The following is a 20,918-nucleotide window of genomic DNA, read 5'->3' as shown; positions in this document are numbered from 1 at the left end:
AAGCATGAGCCAACCGACGCTGCAGGAAACTGTGGTTACCTTCGATGAACTGGCCGCCAAGCGGATGGGCCGGATACGCCGCTATTTGCGTACCCACCCGCGCTTGGTGGTCATCGGTGCGGTAGTCATCTACCTGCTGCTCACGTTGCCAGGCGTTTTGGTGGTGGCGGCAATGCCCGAATCCAATGCGACCGGTCTGTTGGTCGTCACCCTCGCCGTCAGCGCCGCCCTGCTCTACCGGCTCAGGGCGCCGATGACGGTGATCATCCTGGTGTTCCTCTTCGAGTGTCTGGCCCTGGTGATTGCTGGACCGCAGGGCGGTCTGGGCGGGGTAGGCATGATCATCGCCCTGTATACCGTCGCCACCAGCTATTCGGCGAAGCGGACCATCCCGCTGTCCATCCTGGCCGGAAGCTTCCAAACCGTCCTGATGGTGCTGATGGGCTTCCCGGACATGACCGGCATGGAATTCGACCCTCAGGATGGAATCGATGAAACGATCTTCACCCGCGTCATCATCGCGGTCTCGGGCAGTTTCATCATCGGCTTCTACATCGCCGCTGCAGCAGTGGGCATGAACGTGCGCAACGCGCGCATCCACGAAGCTGAGCTGAATCACTGGGCTTCGCAGGTTTCCGTACTGGCCCAGGTGCAAGAGCGCAACCGCATTGCCCGCGAAATGCATGACGTGGTTGCCCATTCGCTGTCGGTGATGATTGCCCTGTCCGAGGGGGCGCGGGTGGTGGCCAAACGGGATCAAGCCCGCGCCGATGAAGTGCTCAACGAGCTTTCCGGAACCGGTCGCGCCGCCCTGGCAGATATGCGCCGCATGCTCGGCGTGCTGCGCCAAGAAGAATCCGGGGAGCTCGCTCCGCAGCCTACTGGCGGCAACGTGGAGCAATTGCTCGAAGGATTCCGTACCGCAGGCCTGCCGGTCACCTATGCGCATACGGGTGATCCGCTGCCGGAAGACACCACCTTCCAGCTGACGGTCTTCCGCATCATCCAGGAGTCCTTGACCAATTCCTTGCGTTATGCCCGTAACGTAAGTGATGTCCAGGTGCGCCTGGAACAGCGCCGCGGGGAACTGCGCATGGAAATCATGGACAACGGCGATGCAACGAGAGTTCCGAGCGTCGGCAGCGGGCGAGGTCTGCGCGGCATGCGCGAACGCGCGGCGCTCTTTGGCGGAACGGTAGATGCCGGACCAGTAGCCAGCGGTGGATGGATCGTCAAAGCGGTCCTGCAGCTCCCCGAATGCAGCTTGCAGAACAAGAGCCGGAAGGCAGTGAAGGAATAAGCGTGGAAGAGAAAATCAAGGTCCTGCTGGTCGATGACCAACCCCTGCTGCGCATGGGATTCCGCCTCATCCTCGAAGGCGAGGAGGATATCGTCATCGCCGGGGAAGCTGTCGACGGTCTCGATGCATTGGCCCAGACTGCGGCGCTGAAACCCGATGTGGTCCTGATGGACGTGCGCATGCCCAAGATGGATGGCCTGGAAGCCACCGAACGCATCGCCAAGGACTACCCGGAAACGAAGATCATCATCCTGACGACCTTTGACCTGGACGAATACGCCTTCTCGGGCCTGCAGGCAGGAGCCAGCGCATTCCTGCTCAAGGATGTCGCCCCGGAAGAGCTGGTCCAAGCGGTGCGCCTGGTAGCTTCCGGCGACGCAGTCGTGGCACCGCGGGTGACCGCCCGCCTGCTGGAAACCTATGTGCGCAACGGTGGCGCCGGGAACCGCAGCCAGCCGGCCGAGACTCCGCACGACCCGCTGCTTGATGACCTCACCCCGCGTGAGCAGGAAGTGCTGCGTGCGCTCGCCGAGGGGCTGTCCAACGCCGAGATCGCCCACCGGTTCTTCCTGTCCGAAGCGACGGTGAAAACCCACGTGCGGCGCATCCTGACCAAATTGCACCTTCGCGACCGCGTCCAAGCGGTCGTGTACGCCTATGAGACCGGGCTGGTCATTCCATCCCAGGGCCTGGATTACTAGGCGGCGTCTGGGTAGCAAAACGGCCGCCGGGCGAAACCCATTCGGGTTCGCCCGGCGGCCGTGAAGTTTACTAGCGCTTTTTGTCCTTGCTCCGCTTCTTCGCGGTGGCGCGCAGCTGGATCACGCGGGCCACCCCGGCGATTGCCACCACGAGGGCGCCGCCAATTGCGGCGAAGAATAATGCCAGACCGAGGTTGACCTGTCCCTGATAAGCGAAGTAGTTCAGCGTCACCTGATCCTGGTTCTGGGCAATGAAGATGATCAGCAGGATCAGCACGATCAACCCGAAGATCGTGGCGGTCCAGATGCGGCCCAGCCTTGTGGCTGGAAGCTTGTTTGTGCCGGCAGGTTCGGACTGCTGGACCTTGGAATCCATCGGCAAGGTAGTCTCCAGCTCGCCTTCGGGTGAGTTTGCTGGAATCTCGTTTTGTTCTGGTGTTCGATCGGCTGTAGCCATGATGAACTCGCTTTCCTTGTCTCCGGGACTGCTTTCAGCATCCTCGAGAGCTAGGCCCCAAGTCAAGCTAAAGATATGGGTATATCTCAGGTTGCCAGCAAGGCTGGAGGTCCAGTCGGACACCAGCAAATGTGGTTCAGGCTACTAAGCTGGGAGGCAACTCGACTTTTCAGGCGGGAACCAAAACCTGAAGAACCGTCTGACAAACATCTCTTGACAGAAAGAAGTGAGCAACCAGCCATGGCACAAGCCGCAGCAATGGCCCACATTGCAGATCTGGCCGAATACGTCGCAACCTCGCCATCGAGCTACCACGCCGCCGCCTCGGCAGCGAAGCGCCTGGACGCTGTTGGATTCACGGCGCTGGACGAGAAGCAGGCGTGGAACCTTGGCCCGGGCTCCTACTACGTGGTCCGCGACGGTGCGATCATCGCGTGGGTGCAGCCAGAAGCTGCCACCGCAACGAGCGGTTTCCATATCCTCGGTGCCCACACCGACTCGCCGGGCTTCAAGCTCAAGCCGAAGCCGACCACTGGCTCCAACGGCTGGTGGCAGGCAGGAGTTGAAGTCTACGGCGGACCGCTGCTGAACTCCTGGCTGGACCGCGAACTGGTGCTTGCCGGCCGACTGGTGCTCAAGGATGGATCCGAGCACCTGGCCCAGACTGAACCGATCCTGCGCATTCCGCAGCTGGCCATCCACCTGGACCGCCAGGTCAATGAGGGCCTGGCATTGGACAAGCAGACCCACACCAATCCGATCTTCGGCGCCGGTGACCTTGCGGATGCCGACATCCTGGCGATCCTGGCGAAGTCTGCAGGTGTCGACCCGGCACAGGTCGCCGGCTACGACATCCTGACCGCACCAGCACAGCGCGGCGAGGTCTTCGGCGAAGGCAAGAACTTCTTCGCCGGCTCCCGCCTGGATAACCTCTCCTCGGTGCATGCAGGCCTGATCGCATTGATTGGACATTCGCGCAAACCAGCAGGCAACCGCATTGCCATGCTTGCCGCCTTCGACCACGAGGAACTGGGTTCGTCCTCGCGCTCGGGCGCCTGCGGCCCCTTCCTGGAAGAACTGATCAACCGCATCCAGGCATCCATGGGCGCAGGGGTTGAAGACACCGCCCGTGCGCTGTCGAATTCGGTATGCCTGTCTGCGGATGCCGGCCACGCGGTTCACCCGAACTACCCGGAGCGACACGATCCGGCCAACCGCCCGCAGCTGAATGCCGGTCCGTTGCTGAAGATCAACGCCAACCAGCGCTATGCCACCGATGCGGTCGGTGCTGCCGCATTCGCCAACTGGTGCGAGGCCGCTGGAGTTCCCTACCAGGAGTTCGTATCCAACAACCGCGTACCATGCGGTTCGACCATCGGCCCGCTGACCGCAACCCGGCTGGGCATCCGCACCCTTGACGTGGGTGTGGCGCTGCTGTCCATGCACTCCGCCCGAGAGATGTGCGGCGTCGACGACCCGTGGTACCTGTCCAAGGTCTCTAGCGAGTTCTTCGGAGCCTAGGCTAGGCATGGCATTGCGGAAAGCCGGCCTGCGGGCCGGCTTTCCGTGTCCCGGCTCGAACCTCGTCCGCCGCGCCTGATCGGTGGCATAATCGGCACCATGACGATCTTCAGCCAGAACACGTTGATCTTCCAGCAGACGAAGAACTTCTCGAAGAACGACTTCGCGATTCTGGATTCCTCCGGGATGCAAATTGCCCACGTAGATACCGGCGGAAGCACGCTGGGGCGCATGTTCGTTGGGGCTCGCGAACTTACTGTCTTCGATGGCCCGGATAATCCGGTGATCGTCGTCAAGGACACGATGACCATGGGCCGCGATCGATTCGAAATCCTTGACGGCAATGGTTCCCCGCTGGCCAGCTTGGTCAAGAGGATTACCTTCTTCAAGACAAAGGTTTCCATCTCGATGCTGGGCGAAGAGCTCGAGCTGTTGGGCAGCATCTGGGACTTCGACTTCCAGATCACCGGTCCCGGGGGAGTGCTGGGAACCGTGACCAGGGAATGGTCCGGAATGGGCAACGCGTTGATGGGGAAGTCAACCTACGCCGTGCGCTTGGCCGAAAACCTCACAAGGCAGCAACGCCAAGCAGTGATCGGTTCGGTGCTGGCGCTGGATTTGATCCGTGAGAAGCAACAGCGCAATTCCTGACTGGACCGAAATAGTCGCTTCCAGGAATATTTCTTTTCATCAGGCCAACCTTGGTTTTAAGGTGCTGTCGTGTTGCAGTCGGGTAACTTTCGTGTTGATGTCGTGGTGCTTTCGTCAAGCCATTGGCTAGCGTTAGTGCCGTGAATGAATCACGCATCGCACAGCTTCGCCGGGTCAAGGGCTGGACGCAAGAACGTCTAGCTGCAGAGAGCGGCGTTACTGTCAGAACAGTCCAACGGCTCGAAGCCGGAAATGACGCGAGCTTGGAAACTCTTTCGCTGGTCGCCAAAGTACTGGAGGTGCCGGTTGGAGACCTCTTCGCAAGCGTCCAAACCCCCAAATTCTCTGAGGCAGTGGATGGGCTCGAAGCTCGCACCCAAGCAGATCAAGAACGGCGGGATTCGGTCACGAAGGGGATCCTGCTCGTCTTCCGCGGGCTGGGCATCCTGGTCACCTTCGGCACGGTCATCTTGGCAACCACCGGCAACTTCGGCTGGTACATCTGGTTGCTGATCCCGGTCTACTGGGGCGTCGGGCAATTGCTGCTTGAAGCTGTCTTCCGGTTGAGCCTCGATTCCAAGCTTGATGCCAAGTACCCGTTGTCCAGGGCGAATCGGAAACTTCTGAGCTAGCGGTTTGTTCTGAAGCGGGAACCTCGGACCGCTCATGAGGCTCCCACGGGTCGTTAGAGTGCCTGTTGCCCGTTGATAACCTGCCGTTTACCCCCTGCTGGTCTGATCAATGACTATGAGTTCGATTTCCCTGCAGGTCAAGAATTTCCGTCCGGAGATCCAAGCGCTACGCGCCTTGGCGGTTCTGCTGGTCGTGGCCTATCACCTTGAGCCATCAGTGGTTCCGGGCGGCTATATCGGCGTCGACATTTTCTTCGTCATCTCGGGGTTCTTGATTACCTCGCACCTGCTGCGTGAGGCCGAACGCACCGGGCGGGTCAGCCTTCCAAGTTTCTTTGCCGGTCGCGCGAGGAGAATTCTCCCGGCAGCCATGCTGGTGATCCTCGCAGTGGTCGTGGCAAGTTTCCTGATCCTGCCTAAGACCCAGTGGGGCGAGTTGGGCACCCAAGCCATCGCCTCTGCCTTCTCGGTGCAGAACTGGGTGCTCGCCGCCGACTCCGTCGATTACCTGGCTGCAGACCAGGCTCCCGGGCCTTTGCAGCACTTCTGGTCCTTGGGCGTCGAAGAGCAGTTCTACCTGTTCTGGCCGTTGCTGGTTCTGGCCGCCTGCCTGATCGCCAAGCCAGGTACGGGCACCAGTGGCGGCGATGCCTTTGCACCGCGCCGCCGCATGCTCTGGATCATGTTCGGGGCCGTCGCGCTCTTGTCTTTGGGGTACTCTGCATTTGCCGGCTACTCAGGCAATAGCGCCGGATACTTCATCACCACCACGCGCATTTGGGAACTGGCCGTCGGTGGACTGCTGGCCTTGGCAGTGCAGGCGCACGCCAACGGAGCCTTGAAGCTCCCGGCGTGGGTTACCAGCTGGCCGACGAGAAACCTTGCCGTGCTCGCGGCCTTGGCAGCGATCTGCTTCGCTGCTTTCAGCTACAACGCCCAGACGGTCTTCCCGGGCATCGCGGCCACCATCCCGGTTCTTGGCTGCGCCGTGGTGATCGCCGCGGGCAGCACGCGGGGCCCTGGATCGTTGCATCCCTTGGTGAACTGGGCTCCCGTTCAGTGGGTAGGCCTCGCTTCGTATTCGCTGTACTTGTGGCATTGGCCGCTAATCGTGTTCTACATCGAACTGGCGGGCAGCGAGCCCGGGCCGATGCAGTCGCTGGCGTTGCTGGCAGGTTCCCTGCTGTTGGCCTGGGCCAGCTTGACGTGGGTCGAAACCCCGGCGCGCCACTTCCGTCCGATCGCCAGTTCGCCGGCCCGCTCCCTGCTTGCCGGGGCTGTGATGGTCGGGCTGGCGGCGTCCATCGCGCTCTTGCCGGGCACCATGCAGCAGCAACTTGTGGCAAAGGAGCAGCACGAGCTGGGTGCCATGATGCAAAACCCGCCAACTGGTTTCGGCGCGGCCTCCGTTGACCAGGGTGCACCGGCGTTCCTTGCCGGCCACCGGCAGGTGGTTCCGCTGCCGGCCACGGCCGCCGAAGACCAGCCCGAGCTGGGGGATTGCGTCCAGGAGCCGAAGTCCACGCAGATCAAGGAGTGCGAATTCGGCAGTGAGGATGCCAGCTACACCGTGGCGCTGGTCGGGGACTCCCACGCCGCGCACTGGTTCGAAGCCGTCAGCGGCTACGCACAAACCAAGGGCTGGAAGGTGGTGACCTACCTGAAGAATTCCTGCCCATTCTCCGACGCCCAGCGCAAGGCGGACCGGGATGGCAGCATCAACTGCGAAGAAGCCATCGACCAGACCATGGATGCGTTGACCTCGCGCGGTGACATCAACGCGGTGATCACCGCGAACTGGGGAGGTGCCACGTTCACTACCAATGCGGCACAGGGTCTGGCCACGACGTGGTCCGCGTTGGAAGACGCGGGCCTGCCGGTCTATGCCATTGTCGATACCCCGCGTCCACCGCAGAATTCCTATGCGCGGGACTGCGTAGAGGAAAACGTGCAGGATCCAGGCAAATGCTCCTTCCCTGAAGCGGGAGCCTACGAAAAGGGCGACGCCACCAAGCAGGCCGCCGAACTGGAACCGCGCGTCGAGGTGCTCGACTTCAGCGACTACTTCTGTGTGGACGGAACGTGCCCGGCAGTGGTGGGGAATGTCTTGGTCTACCGGGACAAGCACCACATCAGCGATACCTACATGCGCACCTTGGCCCCGATCTTCGGGGAAAGGATCGAGGCTGCCCTGAGTTCCAAGTAGCCGGGCATGATCTAGGACACCAAGCCTTATGCAAGTTCGGGTCTCTCGGGTAGGATTGGAAGGTCTGTGCCACTGCATGCCCGAAAGTTGGGTGTCTGGTGCGCAGATAACGCAAGAACCTCCTGTTGCGGAAATACCGCGACCGTTTAGCCCAAAGGAGGTGGGTTCACATGCGTGCTTATGAACTTATGGTCCTCATTGATCCAGAGGTCGATGACCGCACCGTAGAGCCAACCATCGAGAAGTACCTCGAGGTTGTTCGCTCCAACGGTGGCACCATCGAAAAGGTTGATGTCTGGGGTCGTCGCAAGATGGCTTACGAGATCAAGAAGAAGGCAGAAGCCACTTACGTAGTGGTGAACTACACCGCAGAACCAGCCGCTTCCGCTGAGCTTGAGCGCCAGCTGAAGATCAACGAGCTGATCCTGCGCCACAAGGTCACCCGTCCGGAAGAGGCACGCGTTTAATTACGCGCAACCTTCCGTCGTAGGAATTAACGTTCAATCTTTCTAAGGAGAGTCAATGGCAGGCGAGACTGTTATTACCGTTATCGGAAACCTGACTGCCGATCCGGAGCTGCGTTTCACGCCATCCGGTTCAGCCGTAGCGAACTTCACGATCGCTTCGACTCCTCGCACGTTTGACCGCCAGTCCAATGAGTGGAAGGACGGGGAAGCCCTGTTCTTGCGCGCATCGGTGTGGCGCGAAGCTGCAGAGAACGTTGCCGAGACGCTGACCAAGGGCATGCGCGTCATCGCCCAGGGTCGCCTGCGTTCACGTTCTTACGACACCAAGGAAGGCGAACGTCGCACCGTCATGGAGCTTGAAGTCGATGAAATCGGCCCATCGCTCCGTTTCGCGTCGGCCAAGGTCACCCGTACCCAGCGCTCCGGCGGTGGCAACGGCGGCTTCGGCAACGGTGGTGGAGGCTTCTCCAACGCACCGCAGCAAAGTGCACCAGCGCAGGCTCCGCGTCAGCAGCAGCCGCAGCAGGGTGGCGGATGGAATGCTCCAGCCGCTGACCCATGGAGCACCGGCGGAAACAACGGTGGCGGCTGGGGCAACCCGGGCGCAGACGAACCACCTTTCTAAACAATATTTATTCACCATCCCGCAGATCACTCTGCGGGCTCCAAAGCTAAAGGAGCTCCACGATGGCTAAGGCTGAAATCCGTAAGCCCAAACCAAAGTCCAACCCATTGAAGGCCGCTGACATCACCGTCATCGACTACAAGGACACCGCACTGCTGCGCAAGTTCATCTCCGACCGCGGTAAGATCCGCGCTCGTCGTGTAACTGGCGTTTCCGTCCAGGAACAGCGCAAGATCGCACAGGCAATCAAGAACGCACGTGAAGTTGCCCTGTTGCCTTACTCCGGCGCTGGCCGCGGCTAAGGAAGAGGGATAGCAAAATGGCAAAGATCATTCTGACTCACGAAGTATCCGGTCTCGGTGCTGCTGGCGATATTGTCGAGGTAAAGAACGGCTACGCCCGTAACTACCTGCTGCCACGCGGCTTCGCAATCGTCTGGACCCAGGGCGGTGAGAAGCAGGTGGAGTCGATCAAGGCTGCACGTGCTGCTCGCGCTGTTGCAAACCTTGAGGAAGCTCAGGAACTTGCAGCCAAGCTGAAGTCCCAGCCGGTGAAGATCACCATCAAGGCTGGCTCGAACGGTCGCCTGTTCGGCACCGTCAAGACCACCGACATTGCTGCTGCCGTCGAGGCTGCCGGTCTGGGCAAGATCGACAAGCGCAACATCGAGGTCAACGACCACATCAAGTCGACTGGCAACTACACCGCAACCGTTCGCGTACACGAGGACGTTGTTGCAAACCTGCGCCTGCAGGTTGTAGCTGCTGCCAAGAAGTAAGTCTTCCAGACTCCGCTTCTGATCAAGAGGTGGCGTGCGCTCCGCAAGGAGTGCACGCCACCTCTTGGCGTTAACCGGATTTCTTTGGGCCTCCGGGTCAACGAATAGCAAGTTCCACCTTCGAATAGGCTCAAAGCCAATTCAGAATCTTGAGTTCGTTCACGCTTTCGGCGCTTACCGGCTGGCGCGAGACCGCATCAGCGAACGAGAGAAATCTGTGATGATTCCTGCCACGAAAAATCCGAATGCAGGTAACCAGGTGATCGCCCATCCGGAGAAAGCCATTGTTTCGCGATCCCGTAGGAATATCGCCAGCAAAGCCCAAAGAAAACCTAAGGCCACGCCTACGAGAATGAAGGCAGAGTGGCTCTTTGGAGATGCTGTCGCGGGAAAGGACTCCGCATATTCTGCAGGAGATCCAAAGTTGGCTGTCGCGTCTTCGTAGCTGGTGGCTTCGGACTCGACCTCTCTGGCTATATCGCGGATGGTGGCCGTATCCACGTTTCGTAGTGAAAGGCTGTAGCGCAGTTCGTCGATGTAGGTTTTGAGGTTACTTTCCATGGAAGGCTCCTAGTTGAACTGTTCTAACCAGTTTTTGACTGATTTCAAGGTCTGATGACCCTGCTTGGTGATTTCGAAGATTTTGTGTGCGGGTCCGCGAGCGGTGATTTGCCAGTCGGAGACGATGTCCCCGGACTCTTCCATGGTTCGAAGCAGTGGGTATAAAGTCCCGCTCTTGATGCCAGGCACTCCGAGCTCTTCGAGCTTAGCCAGCATGGAGTATCCGTGTTCGGGTTTTTCTGCCAGGAAGCTTAGAAGAACGACCGGAAGCATGGAACGCTTCACCTGTGGAAGTACTCTGCTCTGTGACATGACTTAAGTATGAATCCTACATAGGTGCATTTCTATCCTTCGTTCGGATGATCGTGGCTTAGCAGCATCCGGCGATTCAATTCCGAGCCGGAACTGGTCATGGTCACTTAGAAGTGGCTAACATTTCACCAGATCGTCTTGCGTCCAATGCGTCATAATCATTGGCTTGGCCAATTTGCAGCAATAGCCTCAAAGATGAGTACGTCCAAAGCCAGCATGATCGAGAGAAACGGTGGAACAAATGGGTTTTGCGTATGCCGATCCTGAAGTCTTGACCGAGGCCCAACGCGAAGCCGTTGCAGAGCATCAGCGCCGTGTCCAGGTCGAGTCCCGGCGGCTGTCGTTGCGTGCACTGCGCGAAGAAGCAGAGCTGAGCCAGGTTGAGCTGGCTGGCGCGCTGAAGCTGAGTGTCGACCGCATTGCCCGCATGGAGACCGGCGACCTGGATCGGGTCCAGTTGGCGACCTTGCGCCGCTACGCAGAGGCCATGGGCGCCCGCTTGCAAGTGCGGGCGATCCTCAAGGACATGCACGCCGAAATCGGCTAGCGATCCCACCGGCCCGCAACAATTGCCGCGCGGATTTTCCCGGCCGACCGGTCAGCGCAAATTGAGCCCAGCTCGTCGACAAATATGCCACCCATCGCGCAGAAGCGCCCGGTGAGGTCTGAGTCACTGCGCCGAACCCGCTAAAGTATTCCGGTGAGATGCAGGTTATAGACCTGCATCACAAGGAAGTTCTAAAGGGGTTATTTTGCACGAACGTATTCACCACCGGGCCTTTGCTGATCGCTTGATGAGCGCTGAGCAGGCTGCCGAGTTCATCAAGCCGGGCATGACCGTAGCCATGAGCGGCTTTACCGGTGCTGGATACCCGAAAGCAGTGCCCGGGGCACTGGCCGCGCAGATGGAGCGTCAGCACGCTGCCGGCAAGGACTTCAAGATCAACGTGCTGACCGGCGCTTCCACCGCCCCTGAACTGGATGGCGTACTGGCCAAGGCAGAGGGCATGAACCTGCGCCTGCCGTACATGTCCGATCCCGAGCTGCGCCGCCGGATCAACGACGGCAACATGGAGTACATGGACATCCACCTGTCCCATGTGGCCCAGCACGCCTGGTTCGGCTTTTACGGCAAGATCGACCTGGCCATCGTCGAGGTTGTCGGCGTCACCGCCGAGGGCGCCTTGATCCCTTCCAGCTCAGTAGGCAATAACAAGACCTGGCTGGAAATGGCCGACAAGGTCATTATCGAGGTCAACAGCCAGCAGTCAGCGGCCATGGAAGGCATGCACGACGTCTACTACGGCACCGCGCTCCCACCGCACCGCAAGCCGATCGACCTGAGAACCGTGCGCGACCGCATCGGACAGCAGTACATGGACGTCGACGTGAACAAGATCGTCGCCGTCGTGGAAACCGACGCACCTGACCGCCTGAGCCCCTTCGCGCCAGTGGACGAGACCAGCGAGAAGATCGCGGATCACCTGCTGACCTTCCTTGATTCCGAGATCCGCGCCGGACGCCTGTCCGAGAAGCTGCTGCCTCTGCAGTCGGGCGTAGGCAATATCGCCAACGCCGTGCTGGCCGGCCTGTCCCGCGGCGGCTACAAGGGCCTGACCGCCTACACCGAGGTCATCCAGGACGGCATGCTGGAGCTGATCAAGGACGGCACCATCGAGTTCGCCTCCGCCACCAGCTTCTCGCTGTCCTCGGAGGGCATCGAGGAATTCAACCGCAACGTCGACCATTACCGCAAGCGCATCCTGCTGCGCGCCCAGGAGATCTCCAACCACCCGGAGATTATCCGCCGCCTGGGCTGCATTGCGCTGAACGGCATGATCGAAGCCGACATCTACGGCAACGTGAACTCCACCAACGTGCTCGGCTCGCACGTGATGAACGGCATCGGCGGTTCGGGCGACTTCGCCCGCAACGGCTACCTGTCCGTGTTCATGTCCCCATCCACCGCCAAGGGCGGCAAGATCTCGGGCATCGTTCCTTTTGCTTCGCATGTGGACCACACCGAGCACGACACCATGATCCTGATTACCGAGCAGGGCCTGGCCGACCTGCGCGGCCACTCGCCAAAGCAGCGTGCGCAGACTGTCATCGACAATTGCGCCCACCCGGAGTACCGCCCGATGCTGCAGGACTACTTCGACCGCGCCTGCAAGGAGAGCTACGGCAAGCACACCCCGCACCTGCTGGGCGAGGCGCTGTCCTGGCATGAGCGCTTCCGGCAGACCGGAGACATGCGTCCGGCCAACTAGGCTGGCCCGGATCAAAGGCGGAGGGCCGGCACCACGGTGCCGGCCCTCCGCCTTTGCCGCGAGCGAGAACCAACTACGTGGATTCCTTGAGACAGAATTCGCGCGCTTGCGAGTTGCAGATGCGCGGCTTATCCAGTTGGCGAATGTGTTGCGACCTTGATGCGTACGATCTGATCATCTTGGGGAGCCGGATTGCCGCGGCCGTCGGTATTGTTGGTCAAGATCAGAAGGTCCCCATTCTCTGACAGCAACGCATCGCGCAGTCTTCCGTGTTCCCCCTTCAGCAGTTCCTCTTGGTCGGAGGGTGAATCCAGGCGGACGCTGCGCAATAGCTGTCCACGCAGATTCGCGAGGTACAAGGTGTCGTCGACAATCTCGATTCCACTCGGACTCGCCTCGGACGGCGCCCACTGCGCGACCGGGTCGATGTACTGATCCGCCGTGCCAGCGGATCCCTCAACCAGCGGCCAGCCGTAATTCCCGCCGGCTTCGATGATATTCAGCTCATCCCAGGTGTTCTGCCCGAACTCGCTGGCGTACATGGTCCCGTCCGTGCTCCACGCCATGCCCTGCACATTGCGGTGCCCATAGCTATAGACATGGGAACCTTTGAACGGGTTGTCTTCTGGGATGCTCCCGTCCGGTGCCATGCGCAGAATCTTGCCGCCCAATTGCTGGAGGTCCTGGGCTTGCTCGGGATCCGCCGCATCCCCGACGGAGGCATAGAGCATGCCATCGGGGCCGATAGCCAGCCGCCCGCCATTGTGGATGCTCGCCGACGGCAAGGCGGAGAGCAGCGTGCGCGGTGCCGAGAGCGAAAGGCTTCCCGTGGTGCCCTGCACGGTGAACTGCTGGATGCGGTTGCCTGATTCCGTGGTGGAGTAGGCGTACAGCTGATCGGGGGCGAGGAAGGCCAAGCCGAGCAACCCGCCTTCGCCCTGGGCTGCCACGCCATCGACCCGAGCGACTTCCTGATGCTGCCCGGAATCCAGGATTTCCACGATGCGTCCCGAATCCCGTTCGCTGACCAGCAAGCTGCCTTGGGCGTAGACCATTGACCAGGGGGCTTCCAGACCGGTGGCCAGGGGAGCTGGCGTGCTGGCAGGCTGGTCGCTGGCGGTCGGTGCAGCGCACCCATTGAGCAGGAGCATGCCAACCAGCGTCCAAGGAAAGAGGATGCGAGGCATGGTGCTGCTAGCTGTGTGCTGGTTGATGGCGCGTCGGACGATAGGTCAACTCCTGGATCCGGCCGTCCAGCAGCTTGGAATCGACAAGTTCCAGGTCGTAGTCGTCCACCCCGCCAAGTACAGGAGCTGAGCCGCTGTGCCCGGTCAGCACGGGGAAGATGGTCACTTGGATGAAATCGACCAGGCCTGCCGCGAGCAGGGAATGGTTCATGGCGAGAGAACCGTGGGAGCGCAGCGGCACATCCGAGGTTTCCTTCAGCCGCGCGACGACTTCCAGTGCATCAGCGCGCTCCAGTGTGGGGTTGGGCCAGTTCAGAGGCTCTTCCAAGGTGGTGGAGATGACGGTGGCGGGCTTGTCGTGCAAGGCTACGCCCCACGCGTCTTCCACCTCGGGATTCATTTCGATTTCTTCCCAGAAGCGGCTGAAGAGGCGGAAGGTGTTGGCTCCGAAGACTACTCGGCATGCTCGCGTATACAGTTCGAGCCGATGGGCCAGCAGCTCCGGCCCTTGCTTTCCCCAATAGCCGCCCCAATCGCTTCCGGCACTGCCGAAGCCATCAAGGCTGCTGAACACATCGAAGGTATAGGTCGCGCTCATGGCGAACCTCCTGGAGCTCGGGCGTTAGATGCCACCTACCGTACGCCGGTGCTCGCAGAGGGAAAAGCAGTGACGCGGGATTCTCAGGGAACCGTTATGGACCCTGGACCACGGTGACCACGACGGATAGCAGTTGCACAACCAGCAGGCCGAAAGCCAGCGAGATGAGCGCCCATCCAAAGCTCTTCTTCAACGCAGCCACGATGCCTCCCAATAAGCCAAAGGCAGTGGGCAGGAGGAACATCCAGAGTGGTTTTGCCGTCCCCGTGTCTGCCCAGTCAATGAGGGCCAGGGCAGAAGCAAGCGCCAATCCCATCAGTACCCAAGTCCACAGCGGACATTTGCCGACGAGTATATTTGCGGAGACCTTCAATTGCGCACCTTCTTCCCGCCTTTGACAGTACTGCATCTGTGCATTGCGGGCGCACTACATGAAATGCACGCTCACTGTGCTGGACATGAAGCGCATCTTATGAATCTTCTGCTTGACGTCATTCCTTGGGCAAATCCACATTCTGGGTACGAAGCTGGCCACGGGAGAGCTGCTTGCCGGTGGCTTCATCGGTGATGATGACCTCCCAGAGCTGCTGGGTGCGCCCTTGGAACAGCGCGGTGGCGACCACCTGGACCCGCGCCCCGGTGGAGGGGCGCAGGAAGTCAGTGGCATTGTGCACTCCAACGGCGAATTGCCCGCGTTCGGCCACCGCATAGCTGGCGCCAACCGACCCTGCACTCTCGATCATCGAGGCGTACACGCCGCCATGGACCACTCCCCACGGAGTGTGGTGGTTCTCGTCCAATTGCGCGTGGCCGCGTACTTCAGTGGCAGAGATTCCATCGAATTCCAATCCGATGCTTGCGCTGAATCGGCTGGTCTTGTCAGGAATCCGTGGTGCTGGCTTATCCAATTACTGGTCCTTGGGCTAGTTCGTCGTGCTGTCTTCAAGCGCCTGGGCGCGCAGAACATTCTTCTGCACCTTACCAGTGGAGGTGCGCGGCAGATCCTGCGGGAAGACGATGGTGCGCGGCACCTTGAATCCGGCGAGCTTTTCGCGGGCGAAGCCAATCAGGGTTTCGGCATCCAAGGTGGATCCGCTGCCGCGGATGACATAAGCCACCGGGCGCTCGCCCCATTTCTCGTCGGCGACGCCGATGACTGCAAGGTCCAGCACTTCTGGGTGCGATGCGAGGGCCTGTTCCACCTCGATGGTGGAGATGTTCTCGCCGCCGGAAATGATGATGTCCTTGGCCCGGTCGCGCACCTGGATGTAGCCGTCCGGGTGCATGACGCCGAGGTCGCCGGTGTGGAACCAGCCGCCATGGAAAGCTTGGGCGGTGGCGGCTTCGTCGCGGTAGTAGCCGATCATGACGTTATTGCCGCGCAGTACGATTTCGCCCATGGTCTGCCCGTCCGCGGGGACATCGTCCATGTTCTCGTCGACAATGCGCGCGGACTCGGCAGTGATCATGCCAACGCCCTGGCGGGCGAGCTTCGCTGCCCGGGCCGGCCCATCGAGCTCATCCCACTTATCCTGATATTCGCACACCGTGTACGGCCCATAGACTTCGGTCAGGCCGTACACGTGGACTACTTCGATGCCCAGATTCTGCAGCTTGGAGATGATGGCCGGGGACGGGGGAGCGCCTGCGGTGGTGATCCGCAATGGCGTATCAAGCTGATGGGCACGGGCTGAGTCGGCGATGATGGAGCAGACGGTCGGGGCGCCGCACAGGTGGGTGGTCCCAAGATTCTCGATGGCGTCCCAGACCGCATTCTCGCGCACGCCGCGCAGGCACAGGTGGGTTCCGCCCGCTGCGGTGACGGCCCATGGGGTGCACCATCCGTTGCAGTGGAACATCGGCAGGGTCCACAGGTAGCGGGTTTTGGCGGTGAAGCCCTGGTGGTGAGCTTCGCCCAAGGAATTCAGGTAGCTGCCGCGGTGCGAGTAGAGCACGCCCTTCGGCTTGCCGGTGGTGCCTGACGTGTAGTTGAGAGTGATCGGCGCCCGCTCGTCGGCAATGGCATAGGGAAGCTTCTCATCCGAGGCTTCTGCCAGCAACTCGTCCAAGGTGGCGTCGACTTGCACTTCGGGACGCGGTCCGGAGTACTGGTCATCGGTGATTTCAATGAGCGCTTCCAGCGTCGGGTTCTCCCGGCGCAGGGTCTTCGTATGCTCCAGCAGCTCGGTGTCGGCAAGCATCAGCTTGGCAGCCGAATGATCAATGATGTACTGCAGCTCGTGGGCCGAAAGGCGGGTATTCAGGGCAATGAGGACGCCGCCAGCCAGCGGCACGGCGTAATGCGCCATGAGCATTTCGGGAGTATTCGGTGCCAGCACGGCCACGCGGTCGCCCGGTTCAATGCGCGCCTTCAGCGCCTGGGCAAAGCGGTGCACGCGTGCTTCGAGTTCCGCGTAGGTGTAGCTGCGAGTTCCATGGATGACGGCGGTCTTCTTCGGATAGGCCTCGGTTGTGCGCTCAAGGAAACGCAGCGGGGTCAGTTCTGAATGGTTTGCCTGAATCTCTACCATGGTGTGGCTATTCCTCAATCGTCAGCGATGGTTACGGAGAACAATAAGAGGGAGTGTGACTCAACGCACTCCATGATCGATAGTGCCATGAACCTCAGCGTCATGCGGAGAAACCAAGTTTCATTGCGGTGAGCGGTAGTGAATTCGCGACAGGCCTCCGGTTCCACGGGTAGAGCCGGGTCTTCCGCTGCAACGTGACCGGAGAAGGTCCGTAATGAAAGTTGCGTCGAAGGTCTCGGGCAAGGTGGATTTGGCGAATAAAAGACTGCTAAAAGGTTCATTTCAAGGCATTGGATCGAACGTTTCGTTGAATATTGCGATTTGCGAAGCAAAATGTTTGACGCTGCTTCGTAATCACCCATATTGTTTTAAGCAGAATCAAGAGCATCAGCTATAAGCCCTGGCTTGCTGATCGGCAACCCTCTCAACGGTAGTGGGGTGCTCCAGGTGAGGATTCGGTTCCACGCAAAAACGTGCTGGAACAAGTACCGCACACGGCGCTGAACTCCAACGCTGGCGGCTTCGAGAATCAAGAAGCTCCGGCGTGCGGATTATTGCGCGGTGGGCAAGACCCGAAGGAATCGAGCCATGTCATTGAATCTTGAACTTGACCCGTTGACCTTGCGCAAGGTTTTCGCTCAGCATCCGTCAGGCGTAGCCGCCCTCTGTGCAGAACTGGATGGCGAGAAAACCGGCATTGTGGCTTCGTCATTTACCGTGGGTGTTTCCCTCGAGCCAGCACTGGTGATGTTCGCCGTGCAGAAATCCTCGAATACGTGGCCAAAGCTGCGCAACGCTGGCCGCATCGGCGTTTCGGTGCTCAGCGAACGCAATGAAGGAGTGTGTGCTCAGATCGCGTCGAAGAACGGCGACCGATTCCGCGGGATCGACACCTATTCCTCGGAACAGGGCGCACTGTTCATTAACGACTCCACGCTGTGGCTGGAAACCTCGATTTACAACGAGGTCGAAGCGGGGGATCACTGGGTGATCTTGATGGAAGTCCACGGGCACCGCATCTCGAAGCACTCGCCGCAGATCTTCCACGATTCGCGCTTCCATTCACTGCCGGTCCCCGAGCTCGTCTAAGCTCTTCTGAACTTCCATAGCTTCGGCCAGATCAACATATCGATCTGGCCGAAGCTTTTTTGATTTCGAGGCCTGCGGAATCACTTGATCCCTGTGCCAATCGGAAAATTAGGCGCGATGCCTGTTGATCTCCGGGCACCCCGGCAGCAACCATGGACTACATGCAGCCCATGCACTGCGGGCAAGTTCGACGTGTAATTGCACTTCCACTGCAGCTGATTGCCGGGGTAAATCGGTGGCAGTGGGCCAAGAGCCCAGTTACGGCTTCAAATTCACGCAACGCCACCTCGGCGACATCAAGTTATCCACGGCCCTGAGCGGTGAAATTCTTGTTGGTTGTGAACTACTTCGGGCTCGGAGCCTTGATAGCGAACATTAATCCGTGGTGACTAAGGGTTTTGCAAAATTAACAGTATCCACAGTGTTATCCACAAAACTGTGGATGAAGTGTGGGGAAATGTGAACAAAGGAGCGAAAACCCCGGAAACTGGGCGATTGTGGGTGTTGATAACCTCGATGTGGTTGGCGTGACCTTCAATGAATAAACTTTCTTTCCACAAGTGTGAAAATACAAACAGACTAGTCAATCGATGTTACCGGTGTATAGAGCGGGGTAATCCACAGGGTTCTCCCCAGACTGTGAACAGGTGAGTCCACAGGTAGCGGTGTGTTATCCACATATTCTGTGGATAATGAGGTTTACGCCTGTTAATAACAGCCCTAGTGTTGGCTTCGGGAGAGAAATATCCACAGGCGCTTTACAGCTAAATGTCCGTATCGACTGACATGATGAAGCGTTGCCATGAGGGCAAGGAGAATTTTCCCAGCGGGTCAATAGGGGATGGAAGTGTCTGCAATGAGTGCTGAGCCGGTTTACGAAGGACGGGAATCCGACGCAGGGCGCAAGCCGCCACAGGATATCGAGGCCGAAATGTCGGTGCTCGGCGGCATGATGCTTTCCAAGGATGCGATTGCCGACGTCGTTGAATCCATCCGCGGCACCGACTTCTACCGTCCCTCCCACGAATCCATCTACGAGGCAATCGTTGACCTCTACGGCCGCGGCGAGCCAGCCGATGCGGTCACCGTAGCCGACTTGCTGACCAAGCGCGGCGAAATCTCGCGCGTGGGTGGCGCTGCCTACCTGCACAACCTCATCCAGCAGGTTCCCACTGCGGCGAATGCCGGGTACTACGCAGAAATCGTGCGCGAACGCGCAGTGCTGCGCCGGCTGGTTGACGCCGGTACGCGCATCGTCCAGATGGGCTACTCGCCGGATGGCGAGGTCGACGCAATCGTCAACGAAGCCCAGGCCGAGGTGTACAAGGTTGCCGAGAACCGCAGCAGCGAGGACTACGTGCGCCTCTCGGACATCATCGAAGACACCGTCGACGAGATCGAGAACGCGGCCAACGCTGGCGATGGCATCACCGGCGTGCCCACCGGCTTCTACGAATTCGATGAGCTGACCCAGGGCCTGAAGGGCGGCCAGATGATCATCATCGCCGCCCGTCCCGCCGTCGGCAAATCGACGTTCGCACTGGACTTCGCCCGTTCCGCTGCCATCAAGCACAACATGGCCACCGTGTTCTTCTCCCTGGAAATGGGCCGCAACGAGATCGCGATGCGCCTGCTCTCGGCCGAAGCGTCCATCCAGCTCCAGGACCTGCGCAAGGGCTCGGTGGAAGATGCACAGTGGACCAAGATCGCCACGACCATGGGCCGGCTCAACGAAGCCCCGCTGTTCATCGACGATTCGCCGAACATGTCCATGATGGAAATCCGCGCCAAGTGCCGCCGGTTGAAGCAGCGCAACGAGCTGCGCATGATCATCCTCGACTACCTGCAGCTGATGAGCTCGGGCAAGCGCGTGGAATCGCGCCAGCAGGAAGTCTCGGAGTTCTCGCGTAACCTCAAGCTGCTGGCCAAGGAGCTCGACGTGCCGCTGATTGCCCTGTCGCAGCTGAACCGTGGATCCGAGCAGCGCACCGACAAGCGTCCCATGGTCTCGGACCTGCGTGAATCGGGCTCGATCGAGCAGGACGCCGACATGGTCATCCTGCTGCACCGCGACGACGTGTATGACAAGGAAAACCGTCCGGGCGAGGCCGACGTGATCATCGCGAAGCACCGTGCAGGTCCGACCAAGACCATCACCGTAGCGTTCCAGGGCCACTACTCGCGCTTCAACAACATGTCCAACGAGGGCTAGTCCCAGTCAGAACTCATATGGCACCTACTAAGCCAGCTCATTGCTGGCTATAGTGGGTGCCATGTTCGCTTCGTTGCAGGCTTTGCTTTGGGGCACCGTGGCCGGATCCGCCCTGCTGCTGGGGTCCGGCGCTGCCTGGTGGTTGAAGATCCCCAAGGTCTGGGTCAGCACAATCATGGCTTTCGGCGCCGGGGTCCTGATCAGCGCACTGGCCTTCGAACTGGTGCTCGAAGCCTATGGCACCGGTGGCCTTGGTGCGACGCTGGGCGGAGTGATCGTGGGCGCTGCCTTGTACTTCGGTGCGAACCGGCTGCTGGCCTGGCGGACCGGAAAGCGGCAGGCGCAGCGCGCAGGCGAGCAGGAATCTTCCGGATCAGCGCTCGCTGTCGGTGCGCTCATCGACGGGATTCCCGAATCCGTGGCTCTGGGACTGACCGTCGTCGCCAGCGCAAGCATTAATCCGGCAATGCTGATCGCCATATTCATTTCCAATGTCCCCGAGGGCCTGGCGAGCACCGCCCAGATGAAAGCGTCCGGGAAGAAGGGATCCTCGATCGCGTTGCTCTGGGGCTCAATCGCCATCTCCTGCGGCATCGCGGCCTTCCTCGGGGCGCTGCTGCTGGAATCCATGCCCGGCGAGGTGCTGGCCTTCGCCACCGCCGTCGCTGCCGGAGGCATCTTGACGATGATCGCCGACACCATGGTTCCCGAAGCCTACAAGGTGGAGCACGACTACACCGGATTGCTGGTGACCTCTGGCTTCCTCGCGGCCTTCAGCCTGCACGTGATCGGCGGCTAGGCGAAACCTGAGATCATGGAT

At 60.2% G+C, this 20,918-nt stretch carries 23 protein-coding genes and 1 riboswitch; of the genes, 15 read left to right on the top strand and 8 right to left on the bottom strand.

Features of this window, described 5'->3' with window-relative positions; translation table 11 throughout:
- Positions 1–4 precede the first annotated feature (4 nt).
- Together JOE62_RS01225 and JOE62_RS01220 are read left to right on the top strand one after the other, a co-directional pair.
- Positions 5–1,300: a sensor histidine kinase gene (locus tag JOE62_RS01225; RefSeq protein ID WP_204719733.1), complete on the top strand. Its 1,296-nt coding sequence runs from the start codon at positions 5–7 to the stop codon at positions 1,298–1,300.
- Positions 1,258–2,001 carry a response regulator gene (locus tag JOE62_RS01220; protein ID WP_204719731.1) on the top strand — a complete coding sequence of 248 codons (744 nt, stop codon included), beginning with the start codon at positions 1,258–1,260 and terminating at the stop codon, positions 1,999–2,001. The genes JOE62_RS01225 and JOE62_RS01220 overlap by 43 nt, the downstream gene beginning before the upstream one ends.
- 70 nt (positions 2,002–2,071) lie before the next feature.
- On the opposite strand, the gene JOE62_RS01215 is transcribed toward JOE62_RS01220, so the two are convergent.
- The gene (locus JOE62_RS01215) at positions 2,072–2,458 is read right to left on the bottom strand and encodes a LapA family protein (RefSeq protein ID WP_204719729.1); all 387 of its coding nucleotides are present in this window, start codon (positions 2,456–2,458) and stop codon (positions 2,072–2,074) included.
- A gap of 240 nt (positions 2,459–2,698) precedes the next feature.
- Here JOE62_RS01215 and JOE62_RS01210 point away from each other — a divergent pair, with 240 nt between their 5' ends.
- The 8 genes from JOE62_RS01210 (at position 2,699) to rplI (ending at position 9,338) form a co-directional block, all read left to right on the top strand.
- A complete protein-coding gene (locus JOE62_RS01210) occupies positions 2,699–3,979 on the top strand; it encodes a M18 family aminopeptidase (RefSeq protein WP_204719727.1) in 1,281 nt (426 codons plus the stop codon).
- A gap of 99 nt (positions 3,980–4,078) precedes the next feature.
- A complete protein-coding gene (locus JOE62_RS01205; RefSeq protein ID WP_204719725.1) occupies positions 4,079–4,630 on the top strand; it encodes an LURP-one-related/scramblase family protein in 552 nt (183 codons plus the stop codon).
- A gap of 140 nt (positions 4,631–4,770) precedes the next feature.
- Entirely contained in the window at positions 4,771–5,262 is a 492-nt protein-coding gene (locus JOE62_RS01200; protein WP_204719723.1) for a type II toxin-antitoxin system RelB family anti-toxin, read from the top strand.
- Positions 5,263–5,371: 109 nt separating this feature from the next.
- Complete coding sequence (locus JOE62_RS01195; protein WP_239543099.1) at positions 5,372–7,468, top strand: acyltransferase family protein; 2,097 nt, start codon at positions 5,372–5,374, stop codon at positions 7,466–7,468.
- 170 nt (positions 7,469–7,638) lie between these two features.
- Positions 7,639–7,935 carry a 30S ribosomal protein S6 gene (rpsF, locus tag JOE62_RS01190; protein WP_038992775.1) on the top strand — a complete coding sequence of 99 codons (297 nt, stop codon included), beginning with the start codon at positions 7,639–7,641 and terminating at the stop codon, positions 7,933–7,935.
- Positions 7,936–7,990: 55 nt separating this feature from the next.
- Positions 7,991–8,560, top strand: coding sequence for a single-stranded DNA-binding protein (locus JOE62_RS01185; RefSeq protein WP_013350684.1), 570 nt, complete (start codon positions 7,991–7,993; stop codon positions 8,558–8,560).
- A 62-nt stretch (positions 8,561–8,622) separates the two neighbouring features.
- A complete protein-coding gene (gene rpsR, locus JOE62_RS01180; protein WP_013350683.1) occupies positions 8,623–8,862 on the top strand; it encodes a 30S ribosomal protein S18 in 240 nt (79 codons plus the stop codon).
- Positions 8,863–8,879: 17 nt separating this feature from the next.
- The gene (rplI, locus tag JOE62_RS01175; protein WP_038992777.1) at positions 8,880–9,338 is read left to right on the top strand and encodes a 50S ribosomal protein L9; all 459 of its coding nucleotides are present in this window, start codon (positions 8,880–8,882) and stop codon (positions 9,336–9,338) included.
- Between the two features lie 174 nt (positions 9,339–9,512).
- On the opposite strand, the gene JOE62_RS01170 is transcribed toward rplI, so the two are convergent.
- Positions 9,513–9,899 (bottom strand): hypothetical protein, encoded by a 387-nt coding sequence (locus tag JOE62_RS01170; RefSeq protein ID WP_204719721.1) that lies wholly within the window; start codon positions 9,897–9,899, stop codon positions 9,513–9,515.
- Positions 9,900–9,908: 9 nt separating this feature from the next.
- On the bottom strand, positions 9,909–10,211 hold the full coding sequence (locus JOE62_RS01165; protein WP_204719719.1) for a PadR family transcriptional regulator: 303 nt from the start codon (positions 10,209–10,211) through the stop codon (positions 9,909–9,911).
- Between the two features lie 241 nt (positions 10,212–10,452).
- On the opposite strand from JOE62_RS01165, the gene JOE62_RS01160 reads away from it, so the two are divergent.
- Complete coding sequence (locus tag JOE62_RS01160; RefSeq protein ID WP_052253946.1) at positions 10,453–10,758, top strand: type II toxin-antitoxin system RelB family anti-toxin; 306 nt, start codon at positions 10,453–10,455, stop codon at positions 10,756–10,758.
- Between the two features lie 205 nt (positions 10,759–10,963).
- Positions 10,964–12,481 carry a succinyl-CoA:acetate CoA-transferase ScpC gene (locus tag JOE62_RS01155; RefSeq protein ID WP_204719717.1) on the top strand — a complete coding sequence of 506 codons (1,518 nt, stop codon included), beginning with the start codon at positions 10,964–10,966 and terminating at the stop codon, positions 12,479–12,481.
- Between the two features lie 128 nt (positions 12,482–12,609).
- On the opposite strand, the gene JOE62_RS01150 is transcribed toward JOE62_RS01155, so the two are convergent.
- The 5 genes from JOE62_RS01150 to JOE62_RS01130 all read right to left on the bottom strand — a co-directional run bounded on the left by JOE62_RS01150 (position 12,610) and on the right by JOE62_RS01130 (position 16,797).
- The gene (locus JOE62_RS01150) at positions 12,610–13,668 is read right to left on the bottom strand and encodes a PQQ-dependent sugar dehydrogenase (RefSeq protein WP_204719715.1); all 1,059 of its coding nucleotides are present in this window, start codon (positions 13,666–13,668) and stop codon (positions 12,610–12,612) included.
- Positions 13,669–13,675: 7 nt separating this feature from the next.
- Complete coding sequence (locus tag JOE62_RS01145; protein ID WP_204719713.1) at positions 13,676–14,266, bottom strand: dihydrofolate reductase family protein; 591 nt, start codon at positions 14,264–14,266, stop codon at positions 13,676–13,678.
- 94 nt (positions 14,267–14,360) lie between these two features.
- A complete protein-coding gene (locus JOE62_RS01140; protein WP_204719711.1) occupies positions 14,361–14,639 on the bottom strand; it encodes a hypothetical protein in 279 nt (92 codons plus the stop codon).
- Between the two features lie 118 nt (positions 14,640–14,757).
- Positions 14,758–15,174, bottom strand: coding sequence for a PaaI family thioesterase (locus JOE62_RS01135; RefSeq protein WP_204719709.1), 417 nt, complete (start codon positions 15,172–15,174; stop codon positions 14,758–14,760).
- A 15-nt stretch (positions 15,175–15,189) separates the two neighbouring features.
- Positions 15,190–16,797 carry a long-chain-fatty-acid--CoA ligase gene (locus JOE62_RS01130; RefSeq protein WP_204719707.1) on the bottom strand — a complete coding sequence of 536 codons (1,608 nt, stop codon included), beginning with the start codon at positions 16,795–16,797 and terminating at the stop codon, positions 15,190–15,192.
- A 376-nt stretch (positions 16,798–17,173) separates the two neighbouring features.
- Positions 17,174–17,291, top strand: a riboswitch (SAM riboswitch).
- 94 nt (positions 17,292–17,385) lie between these two features.
- Here JOE62_RS01130 and JOE62_RS01125 point away from each other — a divergent pair.
- From JOE62_RS01125 to JOE62_RS01115, 3 genes are all read left to right on the top strand, one after another.
- Positions 17,386–17,886, top strand: coding sequence for a flavin reductase family protein (locus JOE62_RS01125; RefSeq protein ID WP_128470894.1), 501 nt, complete (start codon positions 17,386–17,388; stop codon positions 17,884–17,886).
- Between the two features lie 856 nt (positions 17,887–18,742).
- Complete coding sequence (dnaB, locus tag JOE62_RS01120) at positions 18,743–20,098, top strand: replicative DNA helicase (RefSeq protein WP_038992790.1); 1,356 nt, start codon at positions 18,743–18,745, stop codon at positions 20,096–20,098.
- Positions 20,099–20,159: 61 nt separating this feature from the next.
- Positions 20,160–20,897, top strand: coding sequence for a ZIP family metal transporter (locus JOE62_RS01115; protein WP_204719705.1), 738 nt, complete (start codon positions 20,160–20,162; stop codon positions 20,895–20,897).
- The last annotated feature ends 21 nt before the right edge of the window (positions 20,898–20,918 follow it).

Source organism: Glutamicibacter nicotianae, from assembly GCF_016907615.1.
Taxonomy (GTDB): Bacteria; Actinomycetota; Actinomycetes; order Actinomycetales; family Micrococcaceae; genus Glutamicibacter; species Glutamicibacter nicotianae.
The sequence above is the reverse complement of the archived record's forward strand: the minus strand, read 5'-3'. Positions and strand labels throughout refer to the sequence as shown.

What these genes read in the sequence shown, in the direction of transcription:
- JOE62_RS01215 (WP_204719729.1), bottom strand. Translation starts at nt 2,458, where the DNA reads ATGGCTACAGCCGATCGAACACCAGAACAAAACGAGATTCCAGCAAAC.
- rpsF (WP_038992775.1), top strand. Translation starts at nt 7,639, where the DNA reads ATGCGTGCTTATGAACTTATGGTCCTCATTGATCCAGAGGTCGATGAC.
- JOE62_RS01195 (WP_239543099.1), top strand. Translation starts at nt 5,372, where the DNA reads ATGACTATGAGTTCGATTTCCCTGCAGGTCAAGAATTTCCGTCCGGAG.
- JOE62_RS01220 (WP_204719731.1), top strand. Translation starts at nt 1,258, where the DNA reads ATGCAGCTTGCAGAACAAGAGCCGGAAGGCAGTGAAGGAATAAGCGTG.
- JOE62_RS01170 (WP_204719721.1), bottom strand. Translation starts at nt 9,899, where the DNA reads ATGGAAAGTAACCTCAAAACCTACATCGACGAACTGCGCTACAGCCTT.
- JOE62_RS01225 (WP_204719733.1), top strand. Translation starts at nt 5, where the DNA reads ATGAGCCAACCGACGCTGCAGGAAACTGTGGTTACCTTCGATGAACTG.
- JOE62_RS01145 (WP_204719713.1), bottom strand. Translation starts at nt 14,266, where the DNA reads ATGAGCGCGACCTATACCTTCGATGTGTTCAGCAGCCTTGATGGCTTC.
- JOE62_RS01150 (WP_204719715.1), bottom strand. Translation starts at nt 13,668, where the DNA reads ATGCCTCGCATCCTCTTTCCTTGGACGCTGGTTGGCATGCTCCTGCTC.
- rpsR (WP_013350683.1), top strand. Translation starts at nt 8,623, where the DNA reads ATGGCTAAGGCTGAAATCCGTAAGCCCAAACCAAAGTCCAACCCATTG.
- rplI (WP_038992777.1), top strand. Translation starts at nt 8,880, where the DNA reads ATGGCAAAGATCATTCTGACTCACGAAGTATCCGGTCTCGGTGCTGCT.
- JOE62_RS01115 (WP_204719705.1), top strand. Translation starts at nt 20,160, where the DNA reads ATGTTCGCTTCGTTGCAGGCTTTGCTTTGGGGCACCGTGGCCGGATCC.
- JOE62_RS01125 (WP_128470894.1), top strand. Translation starts at nt 17,386, where the DNA reads ATGTCATTGAATCTTGAACTTGACCCGTTGACCTTGCGCAAGGTTTTC.
- JOE62_RS01130 (WP_204719707.1), bottom strand. Translation starts at nt 16,797, where the DNA reads ATGGTAGAGATTCAGGCAAACCATTCAGAACTGACCCCGCTGCGTTTC.
- JOE62_RS01185 (WP_013350684.1), top strand. Translation starts at nt 7,991, where the DNA reads ATGGCAGGCGAGACTGTTATTACCGTTATCGGAAACCTGACTGCCGAT.
- JOE62_RS01160 (WP_052253946.1), top strand. Translation starts at nt 10,453, where the DNA reads ATGGGTTTTGCGTATGCCGATCCTGAAGTCTTGACCGAGGCCCAACGC.
- JOE62_RS01205 (WP_204719725.1), top strand. Translation starts at nt 4,079, where the DNA reads ATGACGATCTTCAGCCAGAACACGTTGATCTTCCAGCAGACGAAGAAC.
- JOE62_RS01210 (WP_204719727.1), top strand. Translation starts at nt 2,699, where the DNA reads ATGGCACAAGCCGCAGCAATGGCCCACATTGCAGATCTGGCCGAATAC.
- JOE62_RS01165 (WP_204719719.1), bottom strand. Translation starts at nt 10,211, where the DNA reads ATGTCACAGAGCAGAGTACTTCCACAGGTGAAGCGTTCCATGCTTCCG.
- dnaB (WP_038992790.1), top strand. Translation starts at nt 18,743, where the DNA reads ATGAGTGCTGAGCCGGTTTACGAAGGACGGGAATCCGACGCAGGGCGC.